Annotated in this window: 23 protein-coding genes; 10 read left to right on the top strand and 13 right to left on the bottom strand. The window is 70.1% G+C overall.

The annotated features are described in order from the left end of the window. Positions 1 to 4: 4 nt before the first annotated feature. Positions 5 to 823, top strand: coding sequence for an ABC transporter ATP-binding protein (locus tag MICNX66_RS14490; RefSeq protein WP_101848251.1), 819 nt, complete (start codon positions 5 to 7; stop codon positions 821 to 823). A 512-nt stretch (positions 824 to 1,335) separates the two neighbouring features. Here MICNX66_RS14490 and pgm read toward each other — a convergent pair. After that, on the bottom strand, positions 1,336 to 2,979 hold the full coding sequence (pgm, locus tag MICNX66_RS14485) for a phosphoglucomutase (alpha-D-glucose-1,6-bisphosphate-dependent) (protein ID WP_187662450.1): 1,644 nt from the start codon (positions 2,977 to 2,979) through the stop codon (positions 1,336 to 1,338). A 45-nt stretch (positions 2,980 to 3,024) separates the two neighbouring features. Between pgm and pheA the strand changes: the two genes are divergently transcribed. Continuing rightward, entirely contained in the window at positions 3,025 to 4,008 is a 984-nt protein-coding gene (pheA, locus tag MICNX66_RS14480; RefSeq protein WP_187662449.1) for a prephenate dehydratase, read from the top strand. Between the two features lie 473 nt (positions 4,009 to 4,481). On the opposite strand, the gene MICNX66_RS14475 is transcribed toward pheA, so the two are convergent. The 5 genes from MICNX66_RS14475 to MICNX66_RS14455 all read right to left on the bottom strand — a co-directional run bounded on the left by MICNX66_RS14475 (position 4,482) and on the right by MICNX66_RS14455 (position 7,922). After that, positions 4,482 to 4,688, bottom strand: a complete 207-nt coding sequence (locus tag MICNX66_RS14475) for a methyltransferase (protein WP_187662448.1) — start codon at positions 4,686 to 4,688, stop codon at positions 4,482 to 4,484. A 101-nt stretch (positions 4,689 to 4,789) separates the two neighbouring features. Continuing rightward, positions 4,790 to 5,725, bottom strand: a complete 936-nt coding sequence (locus tag MICNX66_RS14470; protein WP_187662447.1) for an endonuclease domain-containing protein — start codon at positions 5,723 to 5,725, stop codon at positions 4,790 to 4,792. A 403-nt stretch (positions 5,726 to 6,128) separates the two neighbouring features. Beyond that, positions 6,129 to 7,166 carry an LLM class flavin-dependent oxidoreductase gene (locus tag MICNX66_RS14465; protein WP_187662446.1) on the bottom strand — a complete coding sequence of 346 codons (1,038 nt, stop codon included), beginning with the start codon at positions 7,164 to 7,166 and terminating at the stop codon, positions 6,129 to 6,131. Positions 7,167 to 7,202: 36 nt separating this feature from the next. Continuing rightward, a complete protein-coding gene (locus MICNX66_RS14460; RefSeq protein WP_187662445.1) occupies positions 7,203 to 7,430 on the bottom strand; it encodes a DUF2795 domain-containing protein in 228 nt (75 codons plus the stop codon). A 69-nt stretch (positions 7,431 to 7,499) separates the two neighbouring features. Then, a complete protein-coding gene (locus MICNX66_RS14455; protein WP_025105470.1) occupies positions 7,500 to 7,922 on the bottom strand; it encodes an Hsp20/alpha crystallin family protein in 423 nt (140 codons plus the stop codon). 125 nt (positions 7,923 to 8,047) lie between these two features. Between MICNX66_RS14455 and MICNX66_RS14450 the strand changes: the two genes are divergently transcribed. Both MICNX66_RS14450 and MICNX66_RS14445 read left to right on the top strand, forming a co-directional pair. After that, positions 8,048 to 8,356, top strand: coding sequence for a MerR family transcriptional regulator (locus MICNX66_RS14450; protein WP_187662444.1), 309 nt, complete (start codon positions 8,048 to 8,050; stop codon positions 8,354 to 8,356). 57 nt (positions 8,357 to 8,413) lie between these two features. After that, the gene (locus MICNX66_RS14445; RefSeq protein WP_187662443.1) at positions 8,414 to 10,144 is read left to right on the top strand and encodes a cation:proton antiporter; all 1,731 of its coding nucleotides are present in this window, start codon (positions 8,414 to 8,416) and stop codon (positions 10,142 to 10,144) included. Positions 10,145 to 10,307: 163 nt separating this feature from the next. Here the strand turns inward: MICNX66_RS14445 and MICNX66_RS14440 are convergent, their stop codons facing one another. From MICNX66_RS14440 to MICNX66_RS14415, 6 genes are all read right to left on the bottom strand, one after another. Then, positions 10,308 to 11,729: a dicarboxylate/amino acid:cation symporter gene (locus MICNX66_RS14440; RefSeq protein ID WP_187662442.1), complete on the bottom strand. Its 1,422-nt coding sequence runs from the start codon at positions 11,727 to 11,729 to the stop codon at positions 10,308 to 10,310. A gap of 144 nt (positions 11,730 to 11,873) precedes the next feature. Continuing rightward, positions 11,874 to 12,215 (bottom strand): hypothetical protein, encoded by a 342-nt coding sequence (locus MICNX66_RS14435; RefSeq protein WP_187662441.1) that lies wholly within the window; start codon positions 12,213 to 12,215, stop codon positions 11,874 to 11,876. A 162-nt stretch (positions 12,216 to 12,377) separates the two neighbouring features. Continuing rightward, on the bottom strand, positions 12,378 to 12,614 hold the full coding sequence (locus MICNX66_RS14430) for a helix-turn-helix domain-containing protein (protein WP_060922489.1): 237 nt from the start codon (positions 12,612 to 12,614) through the stop codon (positions 12,378 to 12,380). Next, on the bottom strand, positions 12,611 to 13,363 hold the full coding sequence (locus MICNX66_RS14425; protein WP_187662440.1) for a hypothetical protein: 753 nt from the start codon (positions 13,361 to 13,363) through the stop codon (positions 12,611 to 12,613). The genes MICNX66_RS14430 and MICNX66_RS14425 overlap by 4 nt, the downstream gene beginning before the upstream one ends. Continuing rightward, positions 13,363 to 13,995, bottom strand: a complete 633-nt coding sequence (locus tag MICNX66_RS14420; RefSeq protein ID WP_187662439.1) for a hypothetical protein — start codon at positions 13,993 to 13,995, stop codon at positions 13,363 to 13,365. Before MICNX66_RS14420 ends, MICNX66_RS14425 begins: the two co-directional genes overlap by 1 nt. Next, on the bottom strand, positions 13,995 to 14,618 hold the full coding sequence (locus tag MICNX66_RS14415) for a hypothetical protein (protein WP_187662438.1): 624 nt from the start codon (positions 14,616 to 14,618) through the stop codon (positions 13,995 to 13,997). Before MICNX66_RS14415 ends, MICNX66_RS14420 begins: the two co-directional genes overlap by 1 nt. 175 nt (positions 14,619 to 14,793) lie before the next feature. On the opposite strand from MICNX66_RS14415, the gene MICNX66_RS14410 reads away from it, so the two are divergent. From MICNX66_RS14410 to MICNX66_RS14395, 4 genes are all read left to right on the top strand, one after another. Continuing rightward, positions 14,794 to 17,325, top strand: a complete 2,532-nt coding sequence (locus MICNX66_RS14410; RefSeq protein ID WP_071329948.1) for an ATP-dependent Clp protease ATP-binding subunit — start codon at positions 14,794 to 14,796, stop codon at positions 17,323 to 17,325. A 203-nt stretch (positions 17,326 to 17,528) separates the two neighbouring features. After that, a complete protein-coding gene (locus MICNX66_RS14405) occupies positions 17,529 to 18,029 on the top strand; it encodes an amino-acid N-acetyltransferase (RefSeq protein ID WP_071329949.1) in 501 nt (166 codons plus the stop codon). A 60-nt stretch (positions 18,030 to 18,089) separates the two neighbouring features. Next, positions 18,090 to 18,740 carry a hypothetical protein gene (locus MICNX66_RS14400; protein WP_187662437.1) on the top strand — a complete coding sequence of 217 codons (651 nt, stop codon included), beginning with the start codon at positions 18,090 to 18,092 and terminating at the stop codon, positions 18,738 to 18,740. Positions 18,741 to 18,981: 241 nt separating this feature from the next. Further along, positions 18,982 to 19,401, top strand: coding sequence for a dehydrogenase (locus tag MICNX66_RS14395; protein ID WP_187662436.1), 420 nt, complete (start codon positions 18,982 to 18,984; stop codon positions 19,399 to 19,401). Between the two features lie 18 nt (positions 19,402 to 19,419). Here the strand turns inward: MICNX66_RS14395 and radA are convergent, their stop codons facing one another. Next, positions 19,420 to 20,787, bottom strand: coding sequence for a DNA repair protein RadA (radA, locus tag MICNX66_RS14390; protein WP_187662435.1), 1,368 nt, complete (start codon positions 20,785 to 20,787; stop codon positions 19,420 to 19,422). Positions 20,788 to 20,887: 100 nt separating this feature from the next. On the opposite strand from radA, the gene MICNX66_RS14385 reads away from it, so the two are divergent. Further along, entirely contained in the window at positions 20,888 to 21,562 is a 675-nt protein-coding gene (locus tag MICNX66_RS14385; protein ID WP_187662434.1) for a helix-turn-helix transcriptional regulator, read from the top strand. Further along, entirely contained in the window at positions 21,549 to 22,964 is a 1,416-nt protein-coding gene (locus MICNX66_RS14380; protein WP_187662433.1) for a cytochrome ubiquinol oxidase subunit I, read from the top strand. Before MICNX66_RS14385 ends, MICNX66_RS14380 begins: the two co-directional genes overlap by 14 nt. The last annotated feature ends 3 nt before the right edge of the window (positions 22,965 to 22,967 follow it).

Raw genomic sequence — 22,967 nt, 5'->3', positions numbered from 1 at the left:
CGTCATGGACACTCACGTTCAGCAGGAGCGCGGACCCGCGACCACGAGCACCGCTCCGGCGCTCGAGGTCTCGGATCTCGCGATCACCTTCGCCTCCAAGCGGCGCCAGGTCACGGCTCTCGAGGGCGTCGACCTGCGCGTCGAGGAGGGGGAGTTCCTCTCCATCGCCGGGCCCTCCGGCTGCGGCAAGTCGACCCTCCTGAAGGCCGTCGCCGGACTCACCGCGCCGAGCCGGGGCAGCATCCGCCTGCGCGGCGACGAGGTCCGGGGTCCGCGGCAGGACATCGGCTACGTGTTCCAGCGGGCGGCGCTCCTGGAATGGCGCAGCGTTCGCGGCAACATCCTCCTGCAGGCCGAGATGCGCGGGATGGACATGCGCAAGGCCCAGGCCCGTGCCGACGAGCTCATCGAGATGACCGGCCTCACCGGCTTCGAGAAGTCGCTGCCGCACGAGCTCTCCGGCGGCATGCAGCAGCGGGTGTCGCTGTGTCGGGCGCTGCTGCACGAGCCGCGGGTGCTGCTCATGGACGAGCCGTTCGGTGCCCTCGACGCCCTCACGCGCGAGCGCATGAACGTCGAGCTCAACCGGATCTGGAGCGCCACCGGCACGACCGTGCTGCTCGTGACCCACTCGGTCGCGGAGGCCGTCTACCTCGCCAGCCGCGTCATCGTGATGGGTCCGCGCCCCGGACGGATCCTGGAGGAGCACCGCGTCGACCTCCCGGCCCGCCGCGGCTACGCCGACGTTCTGGAGACGGAGGAGTTCCACCGCGTCTCCAGCCGCGTCCGCGAGCTCCTCGGCTCCTCCACCGACGCCGACTGACCCCGTCCCGTCCCGTCCCGCCCCGTCCCGTCCCGTCCGGGATCGAAACCGCCCCTCCGCGAAGGCCCCCAGAGACGTTTTCGATCCCGCGACCGGGGTGGCCCGGCGGGACGGGATCGAAACCGCTCCTCCGCGGTCTCCCCCAGGGACGTTTTCGATCCCGCGACAGGGGTGGCCGGCGGGACGGGATCGAAACCGCTCCTCCGCGATCTCTCGCAGGGACGTTTTCGACCCCGCGACCGGGAGCGGTGGGCGGAAGACGGGCGGCCGACCTGCGACAACGGAAGGACTCGTCGCCACGGCCTTGGGACGTACGCGCGCACTCGGCGGATTCGCTCGACCCGGGTCGCGGGATCGATTACGTCCCTCTCCGGCGCGTGCCAGGCGCACTCTCGATCCCGCACGAGGTGTCCACCGGGGTGCGGGATCGAAAACTCCCCTCGGCGGTGGCCGAGGGGAGCGGTTTCGATCCCGCGGCACCCGCGGCACCTGCGGATCCCGCGGGGGCGGAGTCAGTCGCCGAGGGCGGCGGACACCACGGCGCGGGCTTCGGCCTGCACCTCGGCGAGGTGCTCCGGGCCGCGCAGGCTCTCGGCGTAGAGCTTGTAGACGTCCTCGGTGCCGGACGGCCGCGCGGCGAACCAGGCGTGCGGAGTCTGCACCTTCAGGCCGCCGATCGCCGCACCGTTGCCGGGAGCGTGTGAGAGCTTCGCGATGATGTCCTCGCCGGCGAGGGTGGTCGCCGTCACCGATTCCGGAGTCAGCTTGCCCAGCGTCGCCTTCTGCTCAGGGGTGGCCGGGGCGTCGACGCGCTGGTAGGCGGACGAACCGAAGGCGTCCTCGAGCTCCGCGTAGCGCTGCGACGGGGTCTTGCCGGTCACCGCGAGGATCTCGGCCGCGAGCAGGCAGAGGAGGATGCCGTCCTTGTCGGTCGACCATACGGAGCCGTCGTGCCGCAGGAACGAGGCCCCCGCCGACTCCTCGCCGCCGAACGCCACGGAACCGTCGAGCAGCCCGGGCACGAACCACTTGAAGCCGACCGGGACCTCCAGCAGACGCCTCCCGAGCGACTCGGCCACGCGGTCGATGATCATCGACGACACCAGCGTCTTGCCGACCGCCGCCTCGCGCGGCCAGTGCTCCCGGTGCGAGAAGAGGTAGTCGATGGCGACGGCGAGGAAGTGGTTCGGGTTCATGAGCCCGGCGTCGGGGGTGACGATGCCGTGCCGGTCCGCGTCGGCGTCGTTCCCGGTGAGGATGTCGTAGTCGCCCTTCTTCGCGACGAGCGACGCCATGGCCGACGGAGACGACGGGTCCATCCGGATCTTCTCGTCCCAGTCGAGGGTCATGAAGCGCCACGTGGGGTCGACCTCGGGATTGACGACCGTGAGGTCGATGTCGTGCATCTCGGCGATCAGCGACCAGTACTCCACCGAGGCGCCGCCCAGCGGGTCCGCGCCGATACGTACGCCGGCGCGGCGGATCGCCTCGATGTCGATGATCGACGGGAGGTCGCGCACGTAGGCGTCGCGGAAGTCGTATCCGGTGATGGCGTCCCAGTCCACGTCGGCGAAGCGCTCGCGGCGCACCTCGGCCAGGCCGCCCGCGATGAGCTGGTTGGCGCGGTCGGCGATCCAGCCGGTCGCATCCGTGTCGGCGGGACCGCCGTGGGGCGGGTTGTACTTGAAGCCGCCGTCGCGGGGCGGGTTGTGCGAGGGGGTCACGACGATGCCGTCCGCGCGCCCCGGGTCGTCGGCGGCGCGGTCGCGGTTGTACGTGAGGATCGCATGACTCAGCGCCGGGGTCGGCACCCAGGAGTCCCGGGCGTCGACGCGCACGTCCACTCCGTTCGCGAGCAGGACCTCGATGGCGCTCCGCTCTGCGGGGAGGGAGAGGGCGTGGGTGTCGCGCCCCAGGAAGAGGGGGCCGGTGATGCCCTGCGCCGCACGGTAGTCGACGATCGCCTGGGTCGTGGCGAGGATGTGGTTCTCGTTGAAGCTCTTGGTGAGCGACGAGCCGCGGTGGCCGCTGGTGCCGAACACGACCCGTTCGCTCGGGACGTCCGGGTTCGGCACGCGGTCGTAGTAGGCGGCGATCAGCTCGTCGACGTCGATCAGGTCACTTTCCTCCGCGGGGAGGCCGGCACGGCTGCTCATGCACTCAGTCTGCCCCGTGCGGCGGATGCTCGCATCCGGCTTGACATGCGGGATCGCGATGAGTCACCGAGGGATAGGCTGAACGCCGTGACTGCACGCCGCACCTACAGCTATCTCGGACCAGCCGGAACCTTCACGGAGGCGGCGCTCGACCAGGTGGCCGAGGCCAGGGGGCAGGACTGGCGGCCGGTGCACAACGTGGGTGAGGCGCTCGCGGATGTGCTCGAAGGACGCAGCGACGCGGCCATGATCGCGATCGAGAACTCCATCGAGGGCGGTGTGTCCACCACGCAGGATGCGCTGGCGACTCTGCCGGGGCTCCGGATCATCGGCGAGTACCTCGTGCGGGTGAACTTCGTCCTCGTCGCACCGCGCGGCACCACTCTCGACCAGGTCGAGGTCATCGCCGCGCACCCTGTCGCCTACGCGCAGTGCCACGGCTGGCTCGGCGAACACCTCCCGACCCACTCGCACGTGCCGGCGGCGAGCAACGTCGCCTCGGCCATCGGTGTCCTCGACGGCAGCTCGCCCGCGCAGGCCGCGATCGCCGCCCCGGGCATCGTGCAGCACTATGACGTGGACGTCCTCGCCGAGGGCATCGGCGACAACGCGGCGGCCGTGACCCGGTTCGTCCTCGTCACGCGGACCACGCGTTCGCCCGCGCCGACCGGTGCCGACAAGACCTCGTTGATCGTGGAGCTCCCGCACGACCACCCTGGTTCGCTCCTCGAGATGCTGGAGCAGTTCTCGACGCGCGGCATCAACCTCTCGCTCATCGAGTCCCGGCCCATCGGCGACGAGCTCGGCCGGTACCGGTTCGTGATCGACGCGGACGGCCACATCGAGCACGAGCGGATGGCCGACGCCCTGCTCGGGATCCGCCGCTTCAGCCCCCGCGTGGTGTTCCTCGGGTCCTATCCCCGTGCCGATCGGCAGATCGTGCAGTACCCCGACCGCTACTCGGACGAGGTCTTCATCGAGGCCCGCGACTGGCTCCGCGGCATCCTCTCCGGCGAACCCGAGGCCTGAGTCTCGCCGCGGCCCGTGCGTCGCGCGCCCCCGTGTGCCGTGCGCATGCGGGATCCATCTCGCGCCTCCCCGACGCGGGCAACGCGCGGATTCCGTCCCGCAGTCCCGCCGGCCCGCCGGCCCGCAGTCCCGGAGTCCTGGAGTCCCGCAGGGATGCCGGGTGCGGGATCGAAAACGCACGTCCCCGGCCCGACTCGCGCACGTTCTCCATCCCGCATCGCGCCGCATCATCCACGTGGGTTCGAGAATGCGCGTCTCCGGGCGCGGCGAGGAACCCTTTTGATCCCGGCGCCTGAGGCTGTGCGGGACGAGCGCGTCTGATCCCGGCACTCGAGGCCTTGCGGGGCAGCGTCCGGACACACCCACGCGGAGATACCGCCTCGCTCCCGCGGTAGCGATCACTGCGGGGTCAGATTCGCGCCTCTCCCCGTCGCGGGAGGCGCCTTTTCGATCCCGCACGCGTGGTGGGGTGCTCAGTGCTCCTGGAACCGCGGCCAGGCGCTGCCGGGCAGCATGCGGGAATGCAGCGCGCCCTTCGCAGAGGCGAGGCTGGGATAGGTTCCGGCCGCCGCGTCCGCTCCCGCCATGGTCACCACATAGCCGTCCTCATCGTGGCGGATGCTCCCCACCACACCGTTCGTCCCGTAGGCGACCCACAGTGCGAGTGTCTTGGTGCTCATCGTCGAACCCCTCTCTCTGCGGCCGAGGCTACGCCTCAGTGCGGCCCGGGGCCAGCCCCTTCCCGGGGAGAAGCCTTCCCGTTCGGCCCGTGACACGGACCTCAACCCCAGAGGTGGCGTCGAACGTCGAGCGCACGACGGACGCGCGCGGCGAGAACCGTTCCGCCATCGCGCAGATCGAGCTCGGTCATCCGGATCACGAGCCACCCGTGGTCTTCGAGGTCGCGTTGGCGCCGGATATCGGCCCGCCACTGATCGCGGTCCGTCCGGTGGCCGTCGCCTTCGTATTCGATGGCGATGCGGTATTCCGGATAGGCGAGGTCGACCCTGGCGAGGAAGCGTCCGCCCGTGGAGACGACGTGCTGGACGGCGGGCTCCGGCAGTCCGAGGCTCACGAGCAGCAGGCGGGTCTCCGTCTCCTTCGGGGACTCGACACCCGGGCGCGCGAGCGGCAGCGCCTCTCGGATGCGGCCGCACCCGGGGAAGCGTTCCCAGCGCACCAAGTGCCGTTCGATGCTGTCCGCGGTTGCCACAGGCCGGCCCGTCCTCAGCCCCGGATAGACATCGGACGCCGTGAGCAGGGCATCGAGCGCGACGACCATCGGCGTCGACGCGAACTCCCGTGCACACAGGAACAGTGTGCTGACCGGGTCGACCGTCGGCACTCCGTGGATGTGCCACGCATCTGCCCGTCCGGGCGCGATACGACGCCCCCGGACACCGGCCGTCCGGGGCGGTGATGTCCCGGTGGGCACAGCGACATCGAGGGGCTCGCCGGGCGACCAGCGGACGGGTGTGGGAAGGCCCCACAGTCGCAGGGCCGTACGGCCGGCGAAGGCCTGGCCCTGGCGGAGGCGCGGCAGGTAGGAGGCGACTCGATCGTCGAACGTGGCGGGCTCCACCGTCGACCGCACGCCGGCGAACGGCCGCGAGAGGTCTCTGCTGGAGTACCTCTTCCGCCCGACCCCGTTGGCGGCGGCGTCGCGCACGGCGAAGTGAGGGCCGAGGTCAGGTGGAAGAGGGATCCGGTGTCGCATGCGTCCATGCTGTCCGTGGCGTGCCCGCCCTCCAACGATCTGTTCTCACTCCGTCCGACTCCTGTGGAAAACCCGGACCTACGTGGACGTGTGGCGGAGACGTCCCCGTCGAGCGGGATCAGAGATGCCCCTCCGATCGCGGTCCGAGGCACGTTTCTGGTCCCGCGTGCTGAGGCGCGCGGCGCACATGGCGTGAGCGAGGGGGCGGCGGGTGTCAAGGGTGCGGGATCAGAAAGGCGCCGCGCAGGACAGGCGGGGGCCGTTATCGATCCCACACCTCGGAAGGGGCCGGACCCGGGATCAAAAGAGTGCCGGCCGGACCGCGCGGGGGACCGTTATCGATCCCGCGACGTGACTCACGCGCCCGCGACGTGACTCACGCGCCCGCGACGCGAGACGCGACTCACGCCCCCGCGACGAGCTCCAGCGTCTGGGCGCGCCCCGCAGCCGAGTCCTTCGGCTCCGCGTCGTAGGCTCCGGCGACGGGGGAGAGCATGACCTCGTCCACCCCGTAGGTCGTCGCGAAGGAGCGGACCTCCGCGGCGACGGACTCCCCGGTGCCGACGAACCACCGTGACCGCGCGGCCTCGACCACCTGGTCCGTTGCGGCGTCGTGCTCTGCGGCGAGGGCCTGTTCGACGGTCTCCAGCGCGACGAGCGGCTGGTTGAGCCGGAGTCGCGCCATCATCCGCAGCTGCGGGAGGGCGCGGGCCTCCGCCTCCTCCGCGGTCGGTGCCGCGACGGCGTTCACGGTGAGGAAGGTCCGCGGCTCCGGATGCTCCTCGCTCGGACGGTAGTTCGTGCGGTAGAGGTCGAGGGCGCGTTCCAGGCCCTGTCCGGAGAAGTGGTTCGCGAACACGTACGGCAGGCCGAGGGAGGCGGCGAGCTGTGCGGAGTAGTCGCTCGACCCCAGCAGCCACACCTCGGGCACTCCTGTCGCGGCGGGGGTCGCCCGCACGGTGTACTCCCCGCCGGAGGTGAAGCGCACGGTGGCGCCGTCGGCGGTGAAGAGCGCCGCGATGTCCTGCACGTGGCGGGGGAACTGCTCCACGTCGCTGGTGGTCCCGGATCCCCGGAGGAGCTGGGTGATCACGGGGTCGCTGCCGGGGGCGCGGCCGAGGCCCAGGTCGATACGTCCGGGCGCGATGGCCTCCAGGGCGGCGAACTGCTCGGCCACGATGAGGGGCGCGTGGTTCGGGAGCATGACGCCGCCGGAGCCGAGACGGATGCGGGAGGTGCGCGTGGCGGCGGCCGCGATGAGGACCGGCGGCGTGGTCGAGGCGACCGCGGGCATGTTGTGGTGCTCGGCGAACCAGTACCGGCGGTAGCCGAGCCGGTCGGCGGTCGCGGCGAGGGAGAGGGAGGCGGAGATGGCCTCGGCGCTGGTCTGGCCGGAGCGGACCGGCACGAGGTCGAGGACGGAGAGGGCGACGTCGTTCATCTCCGGATGTAACCTCGGCGGCCGCTCCGGCATTCCCTAGGCGGCGAGTCGCGAGGCGGGGGTGAGCGCGTCGGCGAGGGCGGTGCGGGCGAGGCGGTAGCGGATGAGCCAGGCGGCGCTGTAGCTCTGTTCGGGCAGGTCGCGCAGCACCGCGCGATCTTCCGCCGGTAGCCCGTCCCGCGTCGCTTCGCGCAGGAGATCGTCGCGGGTCGCCGGGTACTCCATGTCGGCGAGGAAACGGTCGAGGGTCGAGGAGAGTGCCATGATTCGTCGTCCTTTCCGTGAGAAGAGGAGAAGAGCGGGGGCGGCGCGAGTGCACCGCCCCCAGGATGATCAGGCGTCGATCGCCTGGCGCTGTTCGCCGGACTCGACGACGATCTTGCGCGGCTTCGCCCGCTCGCTGACGGGGATGACGACCGACAGGACACCGCTCTCATACGAGGCGCTGATGTTGTCGAGGTCCACACCGTCGCCGAGCGAGAACTGGCGCAGGAACGACCCGGCCCCGCGCTCGCGGGCGAGCCAGCGCACGCCCTCACGGGTGTCGGCCGTGCGCTGGGCGCGGATCGTGAGCTGACCGCCGTCGAGGTCGACGTCGATGGAGCCCGGGTCGGCGCCGGGGAGGTCGGCGTGCAGGATGTAGCGGTCCCCGTCGCGGTACAGGTCCACCGGCATCGACCGGGGCGCGCGCACGGAGTCCAAGACGCTCGCGGCGAAGCGGTCGAGCTGGCTGAAGGGATCGAAGGTCAGTGCCATGAGGTTTCTCCTTTCGTGCGGCCCTGCAAGGGCTGAGGTGGTGTGCAGATTATCTGCACGTCAGGTGTAGATTTGTTATAGAACACTTGCAGGATTCTTCGCAACCCCGACCTGAGGACACCCGGATGACCGCACGCGACTCGCGCACCCCGCTCTACGGCATCGCCGTCGCCGCCCAGCTCGTCGACCTGCCGGAGGCGACGATCCGACTCTTCGAGAGCAAGGGGCTTCTCGCGCCCGCTCGCAGTGACGGCGGCACGCGTCGGTACAGCGACGACGACATCACCCGCCTGCGTCGCGCGGCCGAACTCCGCGGGGACGGCATCAACATCGCCGGGATCGCGCGGGTCCTCGACCTGCAAGACGAGAACGCGGGCCTCCGCGAAGCCCTCGATGCGGACGGGCCGGGACGGGAGCGCCCCGTCCGCGACTGACACCCCGCCCATGCTCCGCGGACCGGGGAGCGCGGACGACGCCGCTACGCTTTCCGCATGGAAGCCGGGATCTTCTACGTCCTCGTCGGAGCCGTCGCCGTGGCCGCCGTCGCGCGGTGGCGCGGATGGCCGGCCCCGCTGCTCGTGACCGTCGTCGCGCTGGCCGCGTCGTTCCTGCCGTTCGTGCCGGAGCTGGAGATCGACGGGCACCTGCTGCTCGGCCTCGTGCTGCCGCCGTTGCTGTACTCCGCCGCCCTCGACGTGTCGTTCGTCGGGTTCAAGCGCAGCCTCCCGCAGATCCGCCGTCTCGGGATCTGGCTGGTGCTGCTCACCGCGTTCGCCGTCGGACTCGTGGCCTGGTGGATCCTGCCGTCGCTCACGCTGCCGGGCGCGCTGCTGCTCGGGGCCATCGTCGCTCCGCCGGACGCGGTGTCGGCGGCGGCGATCGGTCGTCGTCTCGGTCTGCCCCGCCGCATCATGACGGTGCTGTCGGGGGAGAGCCTCATCAACGACGCGACCTCGCTCACGCTCTACCGGGTGTTCGCCGCGATCCTCGCCGGGGCGACCGTGTCGATCGGGGGCGGCGTCGGGCAGTTCCTCCTCGCTGTCGGCGTAGGGGTGGGGATCGGGCTCGTCTTCGGAATCGTGCTGCACCAGCTCCGGATGCGCATCGGCGACCCCGTCGTGATCGGCACCTTCGGTCTTCTCGCCCCGTTCGGTGCGTACAACATCGCGGAGCATCTGCTCGGCTCCGGCGTCCTCGCGGTCGTGGCCATGGGCCTCTTCGTCGGCTTCAACGCCCCGCGCACCGACTACACGACCCGGCAGCAGGAGGCGCCGCTGTGGCTGTCGGCCGACCTGCTGCTGGAGAGCTTCGTGTTCGCCTACATCGGCCTCCAGTTCCCGCGGGTGCTCAACGACCTCGGCAGCGAGTCGGTGGGGCACATCCTCCTGCTCTCCGGCGCCGTGCTGCTCGTGGTGCTCGTCGTCCGGCCGCTCTACATCTACCCGATCAGCGCCTGGTCGAACTTCCAGGACCGCCGCCGGCTCGCACGCATGGACCGTGGCATCGCTTCCGGGGAGTTCGACGAGCGTCGCCGGCGGTCCCGGCGATGGCGGGACCAGAGCACGGACGAGCTGCGGACGCAGATCGTGCGGGAGCGCATGGCGGGTCTGCGGCTCACGTGGAAGGACAACGCGGTCATCTCCTGGGCGGGCATGCGCGGCGTGGTGACCCTGGCGATCGCGGTGGCCGCCGCCGACCTGGCCGGCCTCGACACCGAGGCCGCGCACGCCATCGTCGTGGTCGCCTTCATCGTCACCGTCGGCACGCTCCTGCTGCAGGGGCTCACGCTGCCGCTGCTCATCCGGCGCTTGGAGATCGCCGGGGATGAGGAGCACGAGGAGGACGTCGCGGCGTTGGAGACGGTCAAGGCCAAGAGCCGCGAGGCGGGCAAGGCCTATCTCGCCGAGAAGCGTCGGGAGTGGGAGCAGAAGCACGGCGAGGTCGACCTCGGCATGTTCGACGCGTTCACGAAGCGCATGACCCGGGTGGAGAAGGACACCGACGACGCGCAGCAGGTCGAGGACACCGTGGCCCGCCCGTCCTACGACGACCTCGTCGCGCTGACCAAGGGATGGCTGCAGGTGCGACGGGAGATCCTCGTCGCTGAGCGCGATGCCGGGGAGCTCGACGAGGAGGTCATGCGGGAGCTGCTGGCCGCGATGGACGCCGAGGAGCTCGCGCTCGACACCCGCGGCGCGACCCGCCCCCTGAGCCGCAGCTGACCCCTCCTTCCCCTCGACCCACCCCCTTCCGGTCGACCCACCCCTCTGCGACCGCCCGCAACGGGCCGGGACGCACGCAAAGGGGTGGGTCGACGGGGGTGGGGAGGGGAGACAAGAGCGCCCCACCTCCGGAAGGAAGTGGGGCGCTCGTGAGGAGACCGGGTCAGCGCGCGCCGGCGGGCTCCGGGGTGGAAGCGGCGTCGGCCTCGGGGGCGTCGTCGCCGGAGTCGTCGGCGAAGGGCAGGCCCTCGCGGGGTGCGTTGTAGAGCTCCTCGTCGAGGATGCCCTCGCGCTTCGCGACGATCGCGGGGACGAGTGCCTGACCCGCGACATTCACCGCCGTACGGCCCATGTCGAGGATCGGGTCGATCGCGAGCAGCAGACCGACACCCTCGAGCGGCAGTCCCAGGGTGGACAGCGTCAGCGTGAGCATGACGACCGCGCCCGTGGTGCCGGCGGTGGCGGCGGAACCGACGACCGAGACGATCACGATCAGGAGGTACTGCACGAAGTTCAGCTCGATGCCGAAGAACTGCGCCACGAAGATCGCGGCGATGGCCGGGTAGATCGCGGCGCAGCCGTCCATCTTCGTCGTCGCGCCCAGCGGCACCGCGAACGAGGCGTAGGAGCGGGGGACGCCGAGGTTGCGCTCGGTCACGCGCTCCGTGAGGGGGAGCGTGCCGATCGAGGAGCGGCTCACGAAAGCGAGCTGCACTGCGGGCCACACACCCGAGAAGTACTGCTTGATGGAGAGGCCGTGCGTGCGCACCAGGATCGGATACACGACGAACAGCACGAGCGCGAGGCCGATGTAGACCGCGCCCGCGAACCAGCCGAGGGAGGCGAGCTTCTCCCAGCCGTACTTGATGACGGCGGAGCCGATGAGGCCGAACGTGCCCAGGGGCGCGATGCGGATGATCCACCACAGCACGCGCTGGATGACCTTGAGCAGCGACTCGGTGAAGACGAGGAACGGCTCGGCCTTCTTGCCGGCCTTGAGCGCCGCGATGCCGACGACGGCCGCGACCACGATCACCTGGAGGATGTTGAAGCCGACGCTCGAGGTGAACGCACCCTCGGTGGCGCCGGGGGAGGTGCTGACGGTCAGGCCGAGGAAGTTCTGCGGGATGAGACCGAGCAGGAAGTTCCACCAGGTGCCGACCGTATACGGCTCGCCGGGCTCCAGGCCGTCGCCGGCGTGGCTGCCCGGCTGGATCACGAGGCCGAGGACGATGCCGATGATGACCGCGATGAAAGCGGTGATCGCGAACCACAGGATCGTCTGGCCGGCGAGGCGGGCGGCGTTCTGCACGCGACGGAGGTTCGAGATGCTGGCGACGATCGCGGTGAAGATCAGCGGGACGACGGCCGCGCGGAGCAGCGTCACATAGGAGCTGCCGATCGTGTCGAGGGTGCCCGACAGGGCGGTCGGGTTCTCGGCCGTGGCGCCGAGCTGGCGGCCGATCAGACCGGCGGCGATGCCGAGGACGAGGGCGGCGATGATCTGGAAGCCGAACGAGGTCAGCAGCTTCCGGACCGGCCCGCGGGTGTCTGGCGCCTTCTGGGCGCGTGCGGTGGTGCTCATTGAGGTGGGGACTCCAGAATCGCGGCGCGCCGGGTGCACGCCATGAGGCTCAACGCTAGGAGAGCCTGAGAATTCCCTGGGCGGATATGACGAAGGATGACGGCCGCCCTCCCGAGGCCGTCATCCCTCGCTGCGATCCCGCCCTCAGGGCGTGACGCAGTCTTGGAGGTTGTCCTGGATGATCTGGGTCGTCAGGGCCTTGTCTGCCTCGTCCCGCTGCTTGTCCTCCCCGTCGGCGATGTAGCCGAGCGTCTCATCACTGAGGTCGGAGTCGACCAGGGCCTCGGCCAGGCAGGTGGCGGCATCGTCGGTCATGGCCTCTTCCTGCGGGGTGCCCTCGAAGACCTTCTGGATGCCGTCGGCGACATCGTCGACCGAGGGGCGGCTCTCTCCGGCGCAGGCGGCGAGGGAGAAGGCGAGGGCAGCGGCCGGGACGATCGCCAGGAGGCGGAGGCCGCGACGCGAGGGGGTGCGGGTGCTGATCATGGGACGACCGTATCCACTCACAGCCGACTCATAGAAGGGGCTTGCAATCCACTGTGAGACCGTGCTCGCCCTTCCGCCGACCCACCCCTCTTCGTGCGTCTCGGCCCCCTGCGTGCGTCCGCAAGAGGCCGGGGCGCGCTCAAGGGGGCGGGTCGACGGGAGTCAGCGATCGGCGAGGACGAGGAGGTCGCCGACCTCGCAGTCGAGCGCCTCGCAGATGGCCCGCAACGTGGAGTAGCGGATCGCGCGGGCGCGGTCGTTCTTCAGCACGGACAGGTTCACGATGCTGACGCCCACGGCGGCGCTCAGCTCCGTCAGCGTCATCCCGCGAGCCGCCAGCAGCTCGTCCAGACGGCAGTGAATGCCCGTGAACTCGTCGTCGCTCTCCGCCGGGCTCACACCAGCCCCTCCGTCTCGCGCTCCAGGGCGGCCCGCTCCTGCTCCACGCGCATGCCCTGACGGAACACCGCGGCGAGGGCGAGGAGGCCGAGCGCCGCGGCGAACGGCAGCGGTGTCACGGTGAGCCAGTAGGTCTGCGGATACCAGGTGCTGTCCGCCGGCAGGGCCTCCCGCAGTCCGGTGGTGGCGGCGATGCCGTTGAGGAGGTCCGAGAGAACGCCCAGCACCCCGAACGCGATCGCACCCCCGACGAGGGCGCGGGTCACGGTGCGGGAGAACGCGCGGCCGCGGAGGGTGTGGAAGCAGATGAGCGCGAGGACCACGGCGGGGATCGTGGTCAGGGCGAGGGTGCTGAGCTGTGCGGCCGCAGCGAGGAGGCGCAGCCCGAGCGAGGCGTTGCCCACCGTGAAGTCCGACAGCTCCGTGCCGCCGCAGGTGAGCATGGTCGTCGTGCTGTCGCCGTACTCCGAGCACGGGAGGCTGGAGGGCCAGTCGAGGAAGACCGTCGTCGCACCGTGCAGCTCCGCCCAGTCCACGGTGAAGGCCTTGACGACGATGACCACCGCGCCTAGCGCGGAGAGCGTGATCCACCACCCGGACAGCGTGAGCGCCGCGTCGAGGGCGACCGTGCGACTGCCACGGCGACGGCTGTTCCAGACCACGAGGGCGACGACGGCCGCGCAGACCGCGAGCGCGATCCCGATGTTGAGCAGAGACGGCCAGACGGCCTCCGAACCGAACGAGATCATCAGACCAGTCCCTCCGTCTCCTTCTCCAGCACGACCTTCTCCTGTTGCAGCCGGATGCCGCGACGGAACGCGACGGCGATGAGGCCGACGGTGACCCCGGTGGCGAAGATCGGCGCGATCGCCCAGAACTCGATCGGGTGCACGGGTTCCCCGTCGCCGAGGCCGAGCGCCGCGGTCACGCCGTTGCGTCCCATCGTCTCGAGCATCACGATCGCCATCGGTGCGAGCACCAGCGTCCAGCCGATCACGTCGAAGGCGCGCGCATTGCCCGGCACGAAGAACCGTCCGCGGAGGAAGTTCCAGGCGACGAGCGTGACCGCGCCGATGACGGCGACGGCGGCCAGGGCCCACAGCGCGATGGCGGCGACGATGGCGGCGATCGACACGCTGTTCACCCCCGTCGCGAAGACCATCGCCTCCTGCGCGATGCCCTCGATCGAGATCTGCCCGGAATCGGTGGTCGCCGAGATCGGCTGCTCGTCGATGGGGAGCGTCCACGCGATCCCGTCGTCGCGGAAGGTGCCGCCCACGCGGAGCACCGTCGCGATGCCGACGGTCACGAGGGCCGCCGCCGCATAGAGGATGACGGTGATCGCATCGGCCCGCTCGGAGCGGGTGGCGGTGGTGGCCATCAGACCAGTCCCTCCGTGTCGCGCTGCAGGCGGCGGCCGATGGTGAAGACGCCGGCCACGAGAGCCAGCGCGAACGCCCACCCGACGGGTGCGAGATCGAACTCCATGAGCAGCGTCCACAGGACGTCCTCGACCGCGGGGTCGGTCGCGGCGAGGTCCTTCACGATCTCTGCCCGGCCGATGCCGCCGGCGAGCTGGCCGAACAGCGTGCCCGCCATCAGCAGACAGGCGGCTACGGCGAACATCCACCCGAGGGAGGCGCGGAACGGGCGGGAGCGGATGAGGGAGACGCCCAGCCACCAGACCACCGCGCACAGGGCCACGGTGGCGAGCGCGGGCAGCGCCGTCTCCAGCAGCAGCAGCCAGCGGGCGCCCGTGGGCGGCGCGGTGAGGGTGACGAGGGCGGAGTCGACGGCGGCGCCCTCGATCCCGGCCACCCCGTCGAGGGCGGAGAGGTCGACGTCGTGCACCGGCATCACGACCGTGGGCGACGGGGAGAACAGGGCGTCGGCGGCCTGGGCGACCGCGACGATGGCGCCGATCCCGACGCTGACGGCACCGGTGGCGATGAGCCCGAGCGCGATGCCGTCGGCGAGCGAAGGGTGTCTTTCCGTGGCGAGCATGTGCTCCTCCTGTGGGTCGGTGTTTATCGACTTTCGTTAACATAACGACTGTCGATAAACCCGTCAAGGCCTCGCTATGCCCACGGCGAACACGGGCATACCCGCCATTTCTGGTCGTTACTCTCGATGTACAAGCGCTTCATGCGTCTTCGCCCCGTGCGAATAAGGAGTCAACATGTTCGAGAGATTCACGGACCGAGCCCGTCGAGTGGTCGTCCTCGCCCAAGAAGAGGCGAAGATGCTCAACCACAACTACATCGGCACCGAGCACATCCTGCTCGGCCTCATCCACGAGGGCGAGGGCGTCGCAGCCAAGGCGCTGGAGTCGCTCGGCATCTCCCTCGACGCCGTGCGCGAGCAGGTGCAGGACATCATCGGCCAGGGTCAGCAGCAGCCGACCGGCCACATCCCGTTCACGCCGCGCGCCAAGAAGGTGCTCGAGCTGAGCCTCCGCGAGGCCCTGCAGCTCGGTCACAACTACATCGGCACCGAGCACATCCTCCTCGGCCTCATCCGCGAGGGTGAGGGCGTGGCCGCTCAGGTGCTCGTCAAGCTGGGCGCCGACCTCAACAAGGTGCGGCAACAGGTGATCCAGCTGCTCTCCGGCGCTCCGGGCCGCGAGCCCGCGTCCGTCGGCGCGCAGTCCAACGACACCCCGTCGGGTGCGCAGGGCGGCTCGCAGGTGCTCGACCAGTTCGGTCGCAACCTCACGCAGGCCGCGCGCGACAACAAGCTCGACCCGGTCATCGGGCGCGAGAAGGAGGCGGAGCGGGTCATGCAGATCCTCTCCCGCCGCTCCAAGAACAACCCCGTCCTGATCGGCGAGCCCGGCGTCGGCAAGACCGCCGTCGTCGAGGGCCTCGCCCAGGCGATCGTCAAGGGCGATGTGCCCGAGACGCTGAAGGACAAGCAGCTCTACTCGCTCGACCTCGGCTCGCTCATCGCCGGGTCCCGCTACCGCGGTGACTTCGAGGAGCGGCTGAAGAAGGTCACCAAGGAGATCCGCACGCGCGGCGACATCATCGTCTTCATCGACGAGATCCACACCCTCGTGGGTGCGGGCGCCGCCGAGGGCGCGATCGACGCGGCCAGCATCCTCAAGCCGCTGCTCGCGCGCGGTGAGCTCCAGACCATCGGCGCCACCACGCTCGACGAGTACCGCAAGCACTTCGAGAAGGACGCCGCGCTCGAGCGCCGCTTCCAGCCGGTGCAGGTGAACGAGCCGACGCTGCCGCACGCGATCAACATCCTCAAGGGGCTGCGCGACCGGTACGAGGCGCACCACAAGGTGCAGATCACCGACGGTGCGATCGTGGCCGCGGCGAACCTCGCCGACCGCTACGTCTCGGACCGGTTCCTCCCGGACAAGGCCATCGACCTGATCGACGAGGCCGGCGCCCGCCTGCGTCTGTCGATCCTGTCGAGCCCGCCCGAGCTGCGCGAGTTCGACGAGAAGATCGCCGCCGTGCGCGAGCAGAAGGAGATCGCCTCCGAGGAGCAGGACTTCGAGAAGGCCGCCTCCCTGCGCGATGAGGAGAAGAGCCTCCTCGCCGAGCGCCTGCGTCTGGAGAAGCAGTGGCGTGCGGGCGACGTCGCGACCCAGGCGGTCGTCGACGAGGGTCTGATCGCCGAGGTGCTCGCCCAGGCGACCGGCATCCCCGTGTTCAAGCTGACCGAGGAGGAGTCCAGCCGACTCGTCTTCATGGAGAAGGCGCTGCACCAGCGCGTCATCGGCCAGGAGGAGGCCATCGCGGCCCTCTCCAAGACCATTCGTCGTCAGCGTGCCGGCCTCAAGGACCCGAAGCGTCCCTCCGGCTCGTTCATCTTCGCCGGCCCCACGGGCGTCGGAAAGACCGAGCTGGCCAAGGCGCTCGCGGAGTTCCTCTTCGACGACGAGGCCGCGCTCATCTCGCTCGACATGAGCGAGTTCGGCGAGAAGCACACCGTCTCGCGGCTGTTCGGTGCCCCTCCCGGGTTCGTCGGCTTCGAAGAGGGCGGTCAGCTCACGGAGAAGGTGCGGCGCAAGCCGTTCAGCGTGGTCCTCTTCGATGAGATCGAGAAGGCCCACCCGGACATCTTCAACTCGCTGCTGCAGATCCTCGAGGAGGGTCGCCTCACCGACGGCCAGGGTCGGATCGTGGACTTCAAGAACACGGTCATCATCATGACCACGAACCTCGGTGCGCGTGACATCGCCGGAGGCCCCGTGGGCTTCCAGATCGAGGGCAACAACGCCACGAGCTACGAGCGGATGAAGGGCAAGGTCAACGAGGAGCTCAAGCGGCACTTCAAGCCCGAGTTCCTCAACCGCGTCGACGACATCATCGTCTTCCCGCAGCTGAGCAAGAGCGAGCTGGTGCAGATCGTGGACCTGTTCACGAAGCGCCTCGGCGAGCGTCTGCTCGACCGCGACATGACGATCGAGCTGTCGCAGTCGGCCAAGGAGCGCCTGATCGAGATCGGCTTCGACCCGGCTCTGGGTGCTCGTCCGCTGCGTCGCGCGATGCAGCACGAGATCGAGGACCGTCTGTCGGAGAAGATCCTGCACGGCGAGCTCGACTCGGGCGACCACGTGAAGGTCGACGCGAAGGACGGGGAGTTCCTGTTCGAGCACGGCCCGCGCGGCGAGAAGGTCGCGGTCGGCGTCAACACCGGCGGCGGCGCCATCTCCGGCACGCCCGACCTGGCGATCACCGGCAACGACTGATCCTCGACACGGTCACCCGAAGGGGCGGATGCGACAGCATCCGCCCCTTCGTCGTCCCCACTCCGCCGCCCTCCTGGCCACAACTTCGGAGATGACAGACGACACGCGGGGCGCAGCTTCTGGGTGCCGGAGTGTCGGTCGGGATCTCCGAAGCTGTGCCCCGTCTGAGAGCCGACGGGAGGGGTGGGTCCTAGGCTGGTCAGGTGAGCGCGTACATCGTCCGGCCGGCCCGCAGCGCCGACATCGTCAGCATCCGGAACCTGCTCCAGCCGATGGTGGAGCAGCGCATCCTGCTCGGCAAGGACCTCGCCGTGCTCTACGGCGCCGTGCAGGAGTTCGTCGTCGCCGAGGCCGACGGCGAGCTGATCGGCTGCGGCGCGCTGCACGTGATCTGGGAGGACCTCGGCGAGGTGCGCACCCTGCTCGTCCGCGACGACTGGCTCCATCACGGCGTCGGTCGGGCGATCGTCGAGCGGCTCGAGGAGAACGCGCGGGCGCTCGGGCTCACGCGCCTGTTCTGCCTCACGTTCGAGGTCGACTTCTTCGGCCGTCGCGGCTTCACCCCCATCGGGGAGCAGGTCGTCGATCCGGACGTGTACTCGCAGCTCCTCCGCAGCGGCGACGCCGGCGTCGAGGAGTTCCTCGACCTCGCGCACGTGAAGCCGAACACGCTCGGCAACACCCGGATGCTCAAGGTGCTCTGAGCCCCGGACGACCGCTCGCGCCTCCCAGGCTCGTGGAGGGGGATCGCTTAACCTGGAGGCATGCCCCGTCACTCCGCCGCCGTCTATCGTCGTCGGCGGTTGGCGGTGCTGTTGGGACTGCTCCTCGTCCTCGCGCTCGTCGGAGCCTCCGTCTGGCTCCTCGTCGCACGACCGTGGGCGGCCGCCGACGGGCAGGGGACCGCACCCGCGCCGACCTCCTCCGCCACCGCCGGTCCGACGCCGTCCGGGTCAGCCTCGCCGTCGCCCTCACCCTCGCCCTCTGCGGACGCCACTCCGGCCGTCGTCGCGTGCGAGGCGAAGGACGTCGAGGTGAAGGCCGTGACGGATGCCGAGTCGTACGCCGACGGTGCTTCGCCGAAGCTCTCCATCTCGCTGACCAACAAGGGCACCAGGGACTGCACGATCGACGTCGGCTCCACGACCCAGGTCTTCACGGTCTCCAGCGGCTCGGACGTGTGGTGGCGGTCGACCGACTGCCAGGAGAACCCCAGCAGCATGATCGCCACACTCACCGCGGGATCCACCGTGGTGAGCAAGGAGCCGGTCGTCTGGGATCGCACGCGCTCCAGCGTCGAGACCTGCGCGCAGGAGAACCGGCAACGGGCTCCCGGCGGTGGGGCCTCGTATCACGTGGGCGTCTCGATCGGCGGTTTCCCCAGCGCCACGACCACCCAGATCCTCTTGTTCTGAGAGCGTGACCGGCACCTGTGCTGACAGGGCTCACTCTTTGGGATACCATAGAGGTGACTCTCCCGATATGCGGCAACATGCCATCCCCAGTGGCGTCGAATCACAGCGTCCCCAGCGCTTCGACACCGCCGCTCGAGAGTCCGAGGGCCCTCTCGAGTACCCCAGTCCCCAATGGAGGACTCGAGAGGGCCCCAATCTTTCCCCGGCGCCGCCGCGTCGCCCCGATGCCTAAGCTGGATGCATGGCAGCGAAGAAGGCGAAGTCCGGGAAGAGCGCGAAGAAGAAGCCCGCCCCGGAGGACTTCCGGTCCGAAGCACTCGCGCTCGCGCTCGAGAAGCAGGACGTCGCCGCAGTCGCGCTCGCCCTGCGGCACGGCACCACCGTCGTCCCGCTCATCAAGCCGGGCGCCCGCGACAACCCGCTCGACAGCGGCGAGGTCTGGACCTACCGCGACCCGAACTCGGGTGACCTCGCCCTCCTCCTGTTCAGCGACGCGAAGAACAAGCCGGCGAACCTGCCGCCCGGCGTGGGCATCTACGACGCGACCTGGCTGCGGGCGTTCCTCTCCGCGCACCCGATCACGACCGTGTTCCTCGACATCGCAGGACCGCACCCGATGCAGGCCGACCCGGTGGAACTGCTCAAGGCCCTCGACGCCTGACCTCAGCCGCGCTCCGGCTCAGAACGGCGGGATGTCCCGGTCGGGCCGACGGGTGCTGTTCCGTGCCCTGACGTCTCCCAGCGCGGCACGCAGCGTCTTCGAACGGTCGTCCACGACCTGCTCGTAGCCGAGTCGCGCGGCTTCGGACCGCCGCTGCGCCGCCTGCGTCACCGGCCGCACCTCACCCGCGAGACTGAGCTCGCCGACGGCGGCGACCGTACGCGGGACCGAGATCATCTGGATGGATCCGGCGACGGCGATCGCGATGGCGAGGTCGGCCGCGGGCTCCGTGAACCGCACGCCGCCGACCGTGGACACGTACACGTCGAGGCTGCCGGTGGGCACGCCCGCCCGGCGCTCGAGGATCGCCAGCACCATGGCCACCCGCGAGGAGTCGAGGCCGTGCACGATGCGGCGGGGGTTCGGGGCGTTGCTCGGCACGGTGAGCGCCTGCACCTCGACCGGGAGAGCGCGACGGCCTTCGAGGGAGATGGCCACACAGGTCCCGGGTTCGGAGGCGCCCTGCGACAGGAACAGACCGGACGGGTCGGGGACCTCGGCGATGCCGTCTCCGGTCATCTCGAAGCAGCCGACCTCGTCGGTGGGGCCGAAGCGGTTCTTCAGCGCCCGGATGAAGCGCAGCGAGGTCTGCCGGTCGCCCTCGAAGTGACACACGACGTCGACGAGGTGCTCCAGCACCCGGGGCCCCGCGACCTGGCCGTCCTTGGTCACGTGCCCGACGATGATGATCGGCAGGTCGCGCTCCTTCGCCACCCGGATCAGGGTCGCGGCGACCTCCCGCACCTGGCTGGGCTGACCGGCCGCGCCGTCGGTGAGGGACGACGACACGGTCTGCACGGAGTCGACGATGACGAGCTGCGGCTGCACCTCGTCGATGTGTCCGAGGATGGTGGCGAGGTCGGTCTCGCTCGCGAGGTAGAGCTCGTCGTGCAGCGCGCCCGTCCGCTCCGCCCGCAGCCGCACCTGGGCCGGCGACTCCTCCGCGCTCGCGTACAGCACCCGTCGCCCGCTCCGCGCCGCTTGCGCGGCGACCTCGAGCAGCAGGGTCGACTTGCCCACGCCGGGCTCGCCGCTGAGGAGGATCGCGGCTCCCGGCACGATGCCGCCGCCGAGCACACGGTCGAACTCGCCGACGCCGCTCGTGCGCCGCGGGGCGTCCTGGGTCGTGATCTGCGTGATCGGTCGTGCGGCGCGATCGGCGGTCGGGGCGAGCGCGTTCACGCGACGGAGGATCCCGGTCTGCGCGGCCTGCTCCTGGACCGTGCCCCACTGCTGGCACTCCCCGCAGCGGCCGACCCACTTGGCCGTCGTCCACCCGCACTCGGTGCAGACGTACGCGGGGGGAGCGGGTTTCCGGGTGGCCATGCCCCCAGGCTATCGGCGGGATCAGACATCCCTATCGACCAGGCGATTATTCACGGCCCGGTTCCCCCGACGGCCACCGGTCCCGGCCGATAATTGAGACATGTCCAACGGCGGGTCCGTCTGCGGGCCGATCTCCAGCTACTCCCGGGTGCGCATCCTGCACCTCCTCTTCGAGGCCGGGCACTCCGGTGCCTCCGGAGAACTCGCGATCGGCGACCTGTGCGAGGCCACCGGCCTCCACCCGAACACGGTGCGCGAGCACCTCCAGCGGCTCATCGAGGGCGGCTACGTGATCCCGACCGTGGAGCACCGCACCACCCGGGGCCGTCCTCGTACGCTGTACCGTGCCGCCACCGGCGCCCCCGACGCCTCCAGCCCGGTCGCGCGGAACAAGGCCAAGGCCGCCGCCCGTCGCGGCGACCTCCTCCGCAGCGTCCTTCCCGGCACCGGAAGCGCCCTCGGGAGGGACGCCACCTACCAGCTCGACGCCCTCGTCGAGCACCTGGAGGAGAGCGGTTTCGAGCCGGTCGTGGACGACCGCGGGCTGACCGTCGACCTGAGCCCGTGCCCGCACGCGGCCGGCCGGCCGGAGGACCGCCCGATGCTGTGCCAGGTGCATCTCGGCCTGATGCAGGGCATCCTGGCAGAAGCGGGGGGTCCGCTCGAAGCCGAGTGCGTGCGCGAGGCCGCGCTGCCCTCCGAATGCACCGTGCAGCTGCGCGACACCGCCGCGCAGGCGTCGAACAGAACGGGAGTCGCTCATGGAATGGCTTGATCCGCTCGCCCTGGCCCGATGGCAGTTCGGGCTGACGACCGTCTACCACTACCTCTTCGTCCCGCTGACGATCGGCATGGCGCTCGTCGCAGCCATCTTCCAGACGGCGTGGGTGCGCACGGCCAAGGTCCAGTACCTGCACCTCACCCGCTTCTTCGGCAAGATCTTCCTCATCAACTTCGCGATGGGGGTCGTCACCGGCATCGTGCAGGAGTTCCAGTTCGGGATGAACTGGTCGGACTACTCCCGCTTCGTCGGTGACGTCTTCGGCGCCCCGCTCGCCTTCGAGGGCCTGCTGGCGTTCTTCTTCGAGGCGACCTTCATCGGCCTCTGGATCTTCGGCTGGGACAAGCTCCCGCAGAAGATCCACCTCGCCACCATCTGGTGCGTCTCGATCGGCAGCATCCTGTCGGCGTACTTCATCATCGCCGCCAACGCATTCATGCAGAACCCGGTCGGCTACACGTACAACGAGGTGACCAACCGCGCCGAGCTCACCGACTTCTGGGCGCTGCTGACCAACCCCGTCGCCCTCGCCGCGTTCCCGCACACCATCTTCGGCGCGCTCATGTTCGCCGCCGGTGTCGTGATCTCGGTGTCCGCCTGGCACCTGGCCCGCGGGCAGCACTTCGACACCATGCGCGTCTCGCTGAAGTTCGGCCTCTGGGCGATGATCTTCTCCACCGCGGGCGTCGTGCTCACCGGTGACCAGTTGGGCCTGGCGATGTACGCCGCGCAGCCGATGAAGATGGCCGCAGCCGAGGCGACGTTCAACACGGTCTGCGGCGCCGACGCCTCCTTCAGCATCTTCACGCTGGGCACGCCGGACGGCAGCTCCGAGCTGTTCTCGATCCGGGTGCCGTACCTGCTGTCGCTGCTGTCGACCCACACGCTCGACGCCTGCGTGCACGGCATCAACGACCTGAACGCCGAGTACGCCCAGACCTACGCGAGCACCGGCCTCACCGACTTCGCCCCCGTCCTGTGGATCACGTACTGGTCGTTCCGCTGGATGATCGGCCTCGGCATGGCCGCCGCCCTCGTCGCCGTCGCCGGCCTCTGGGTCACGCGCAAGAAGGCCACGAAGCCGGTCGCACCGTGGATGTGGAAGGTCGCGATCTGGTCGTTCCCGCTCGCGCTCGCCGCCAACATCATGGGCTGGGTGTTCACCGAGATGGGCCGACAGCCGTGGATCGTGTTCGGTCTGATGTCCACCCGCGACGGCGTCTCGCCGGGGGTGAGCGGACTCGAGGTCCTGATCTCGCTGATCGCCTTCACCGCGATCTACGCCGCGCTGGCCGTCGTCGAGGTCAAGCTGATCGTCAAGGCCGCCCAGAAGGGGCCGGACACCGACGAACAGCCCCATGAGGAGACGGCTCAGCTGCCGTCGGTCGTGTACTGAGAG

Origin of the sequence: Microbacterium sp. Nx66 (assembly GCF_904066215.1) — a bacterium.
Taxonomy (GTDB): domain Bacteria; phylum Actinomycetota; class Actinomycetes; order Actinomycetales; family Microbacteriaceae; genus Microbacterium; species Microbacterium meiriae.
This window is presented reverse-complemented; position numbering and strand designations above follow the sequence as displayed.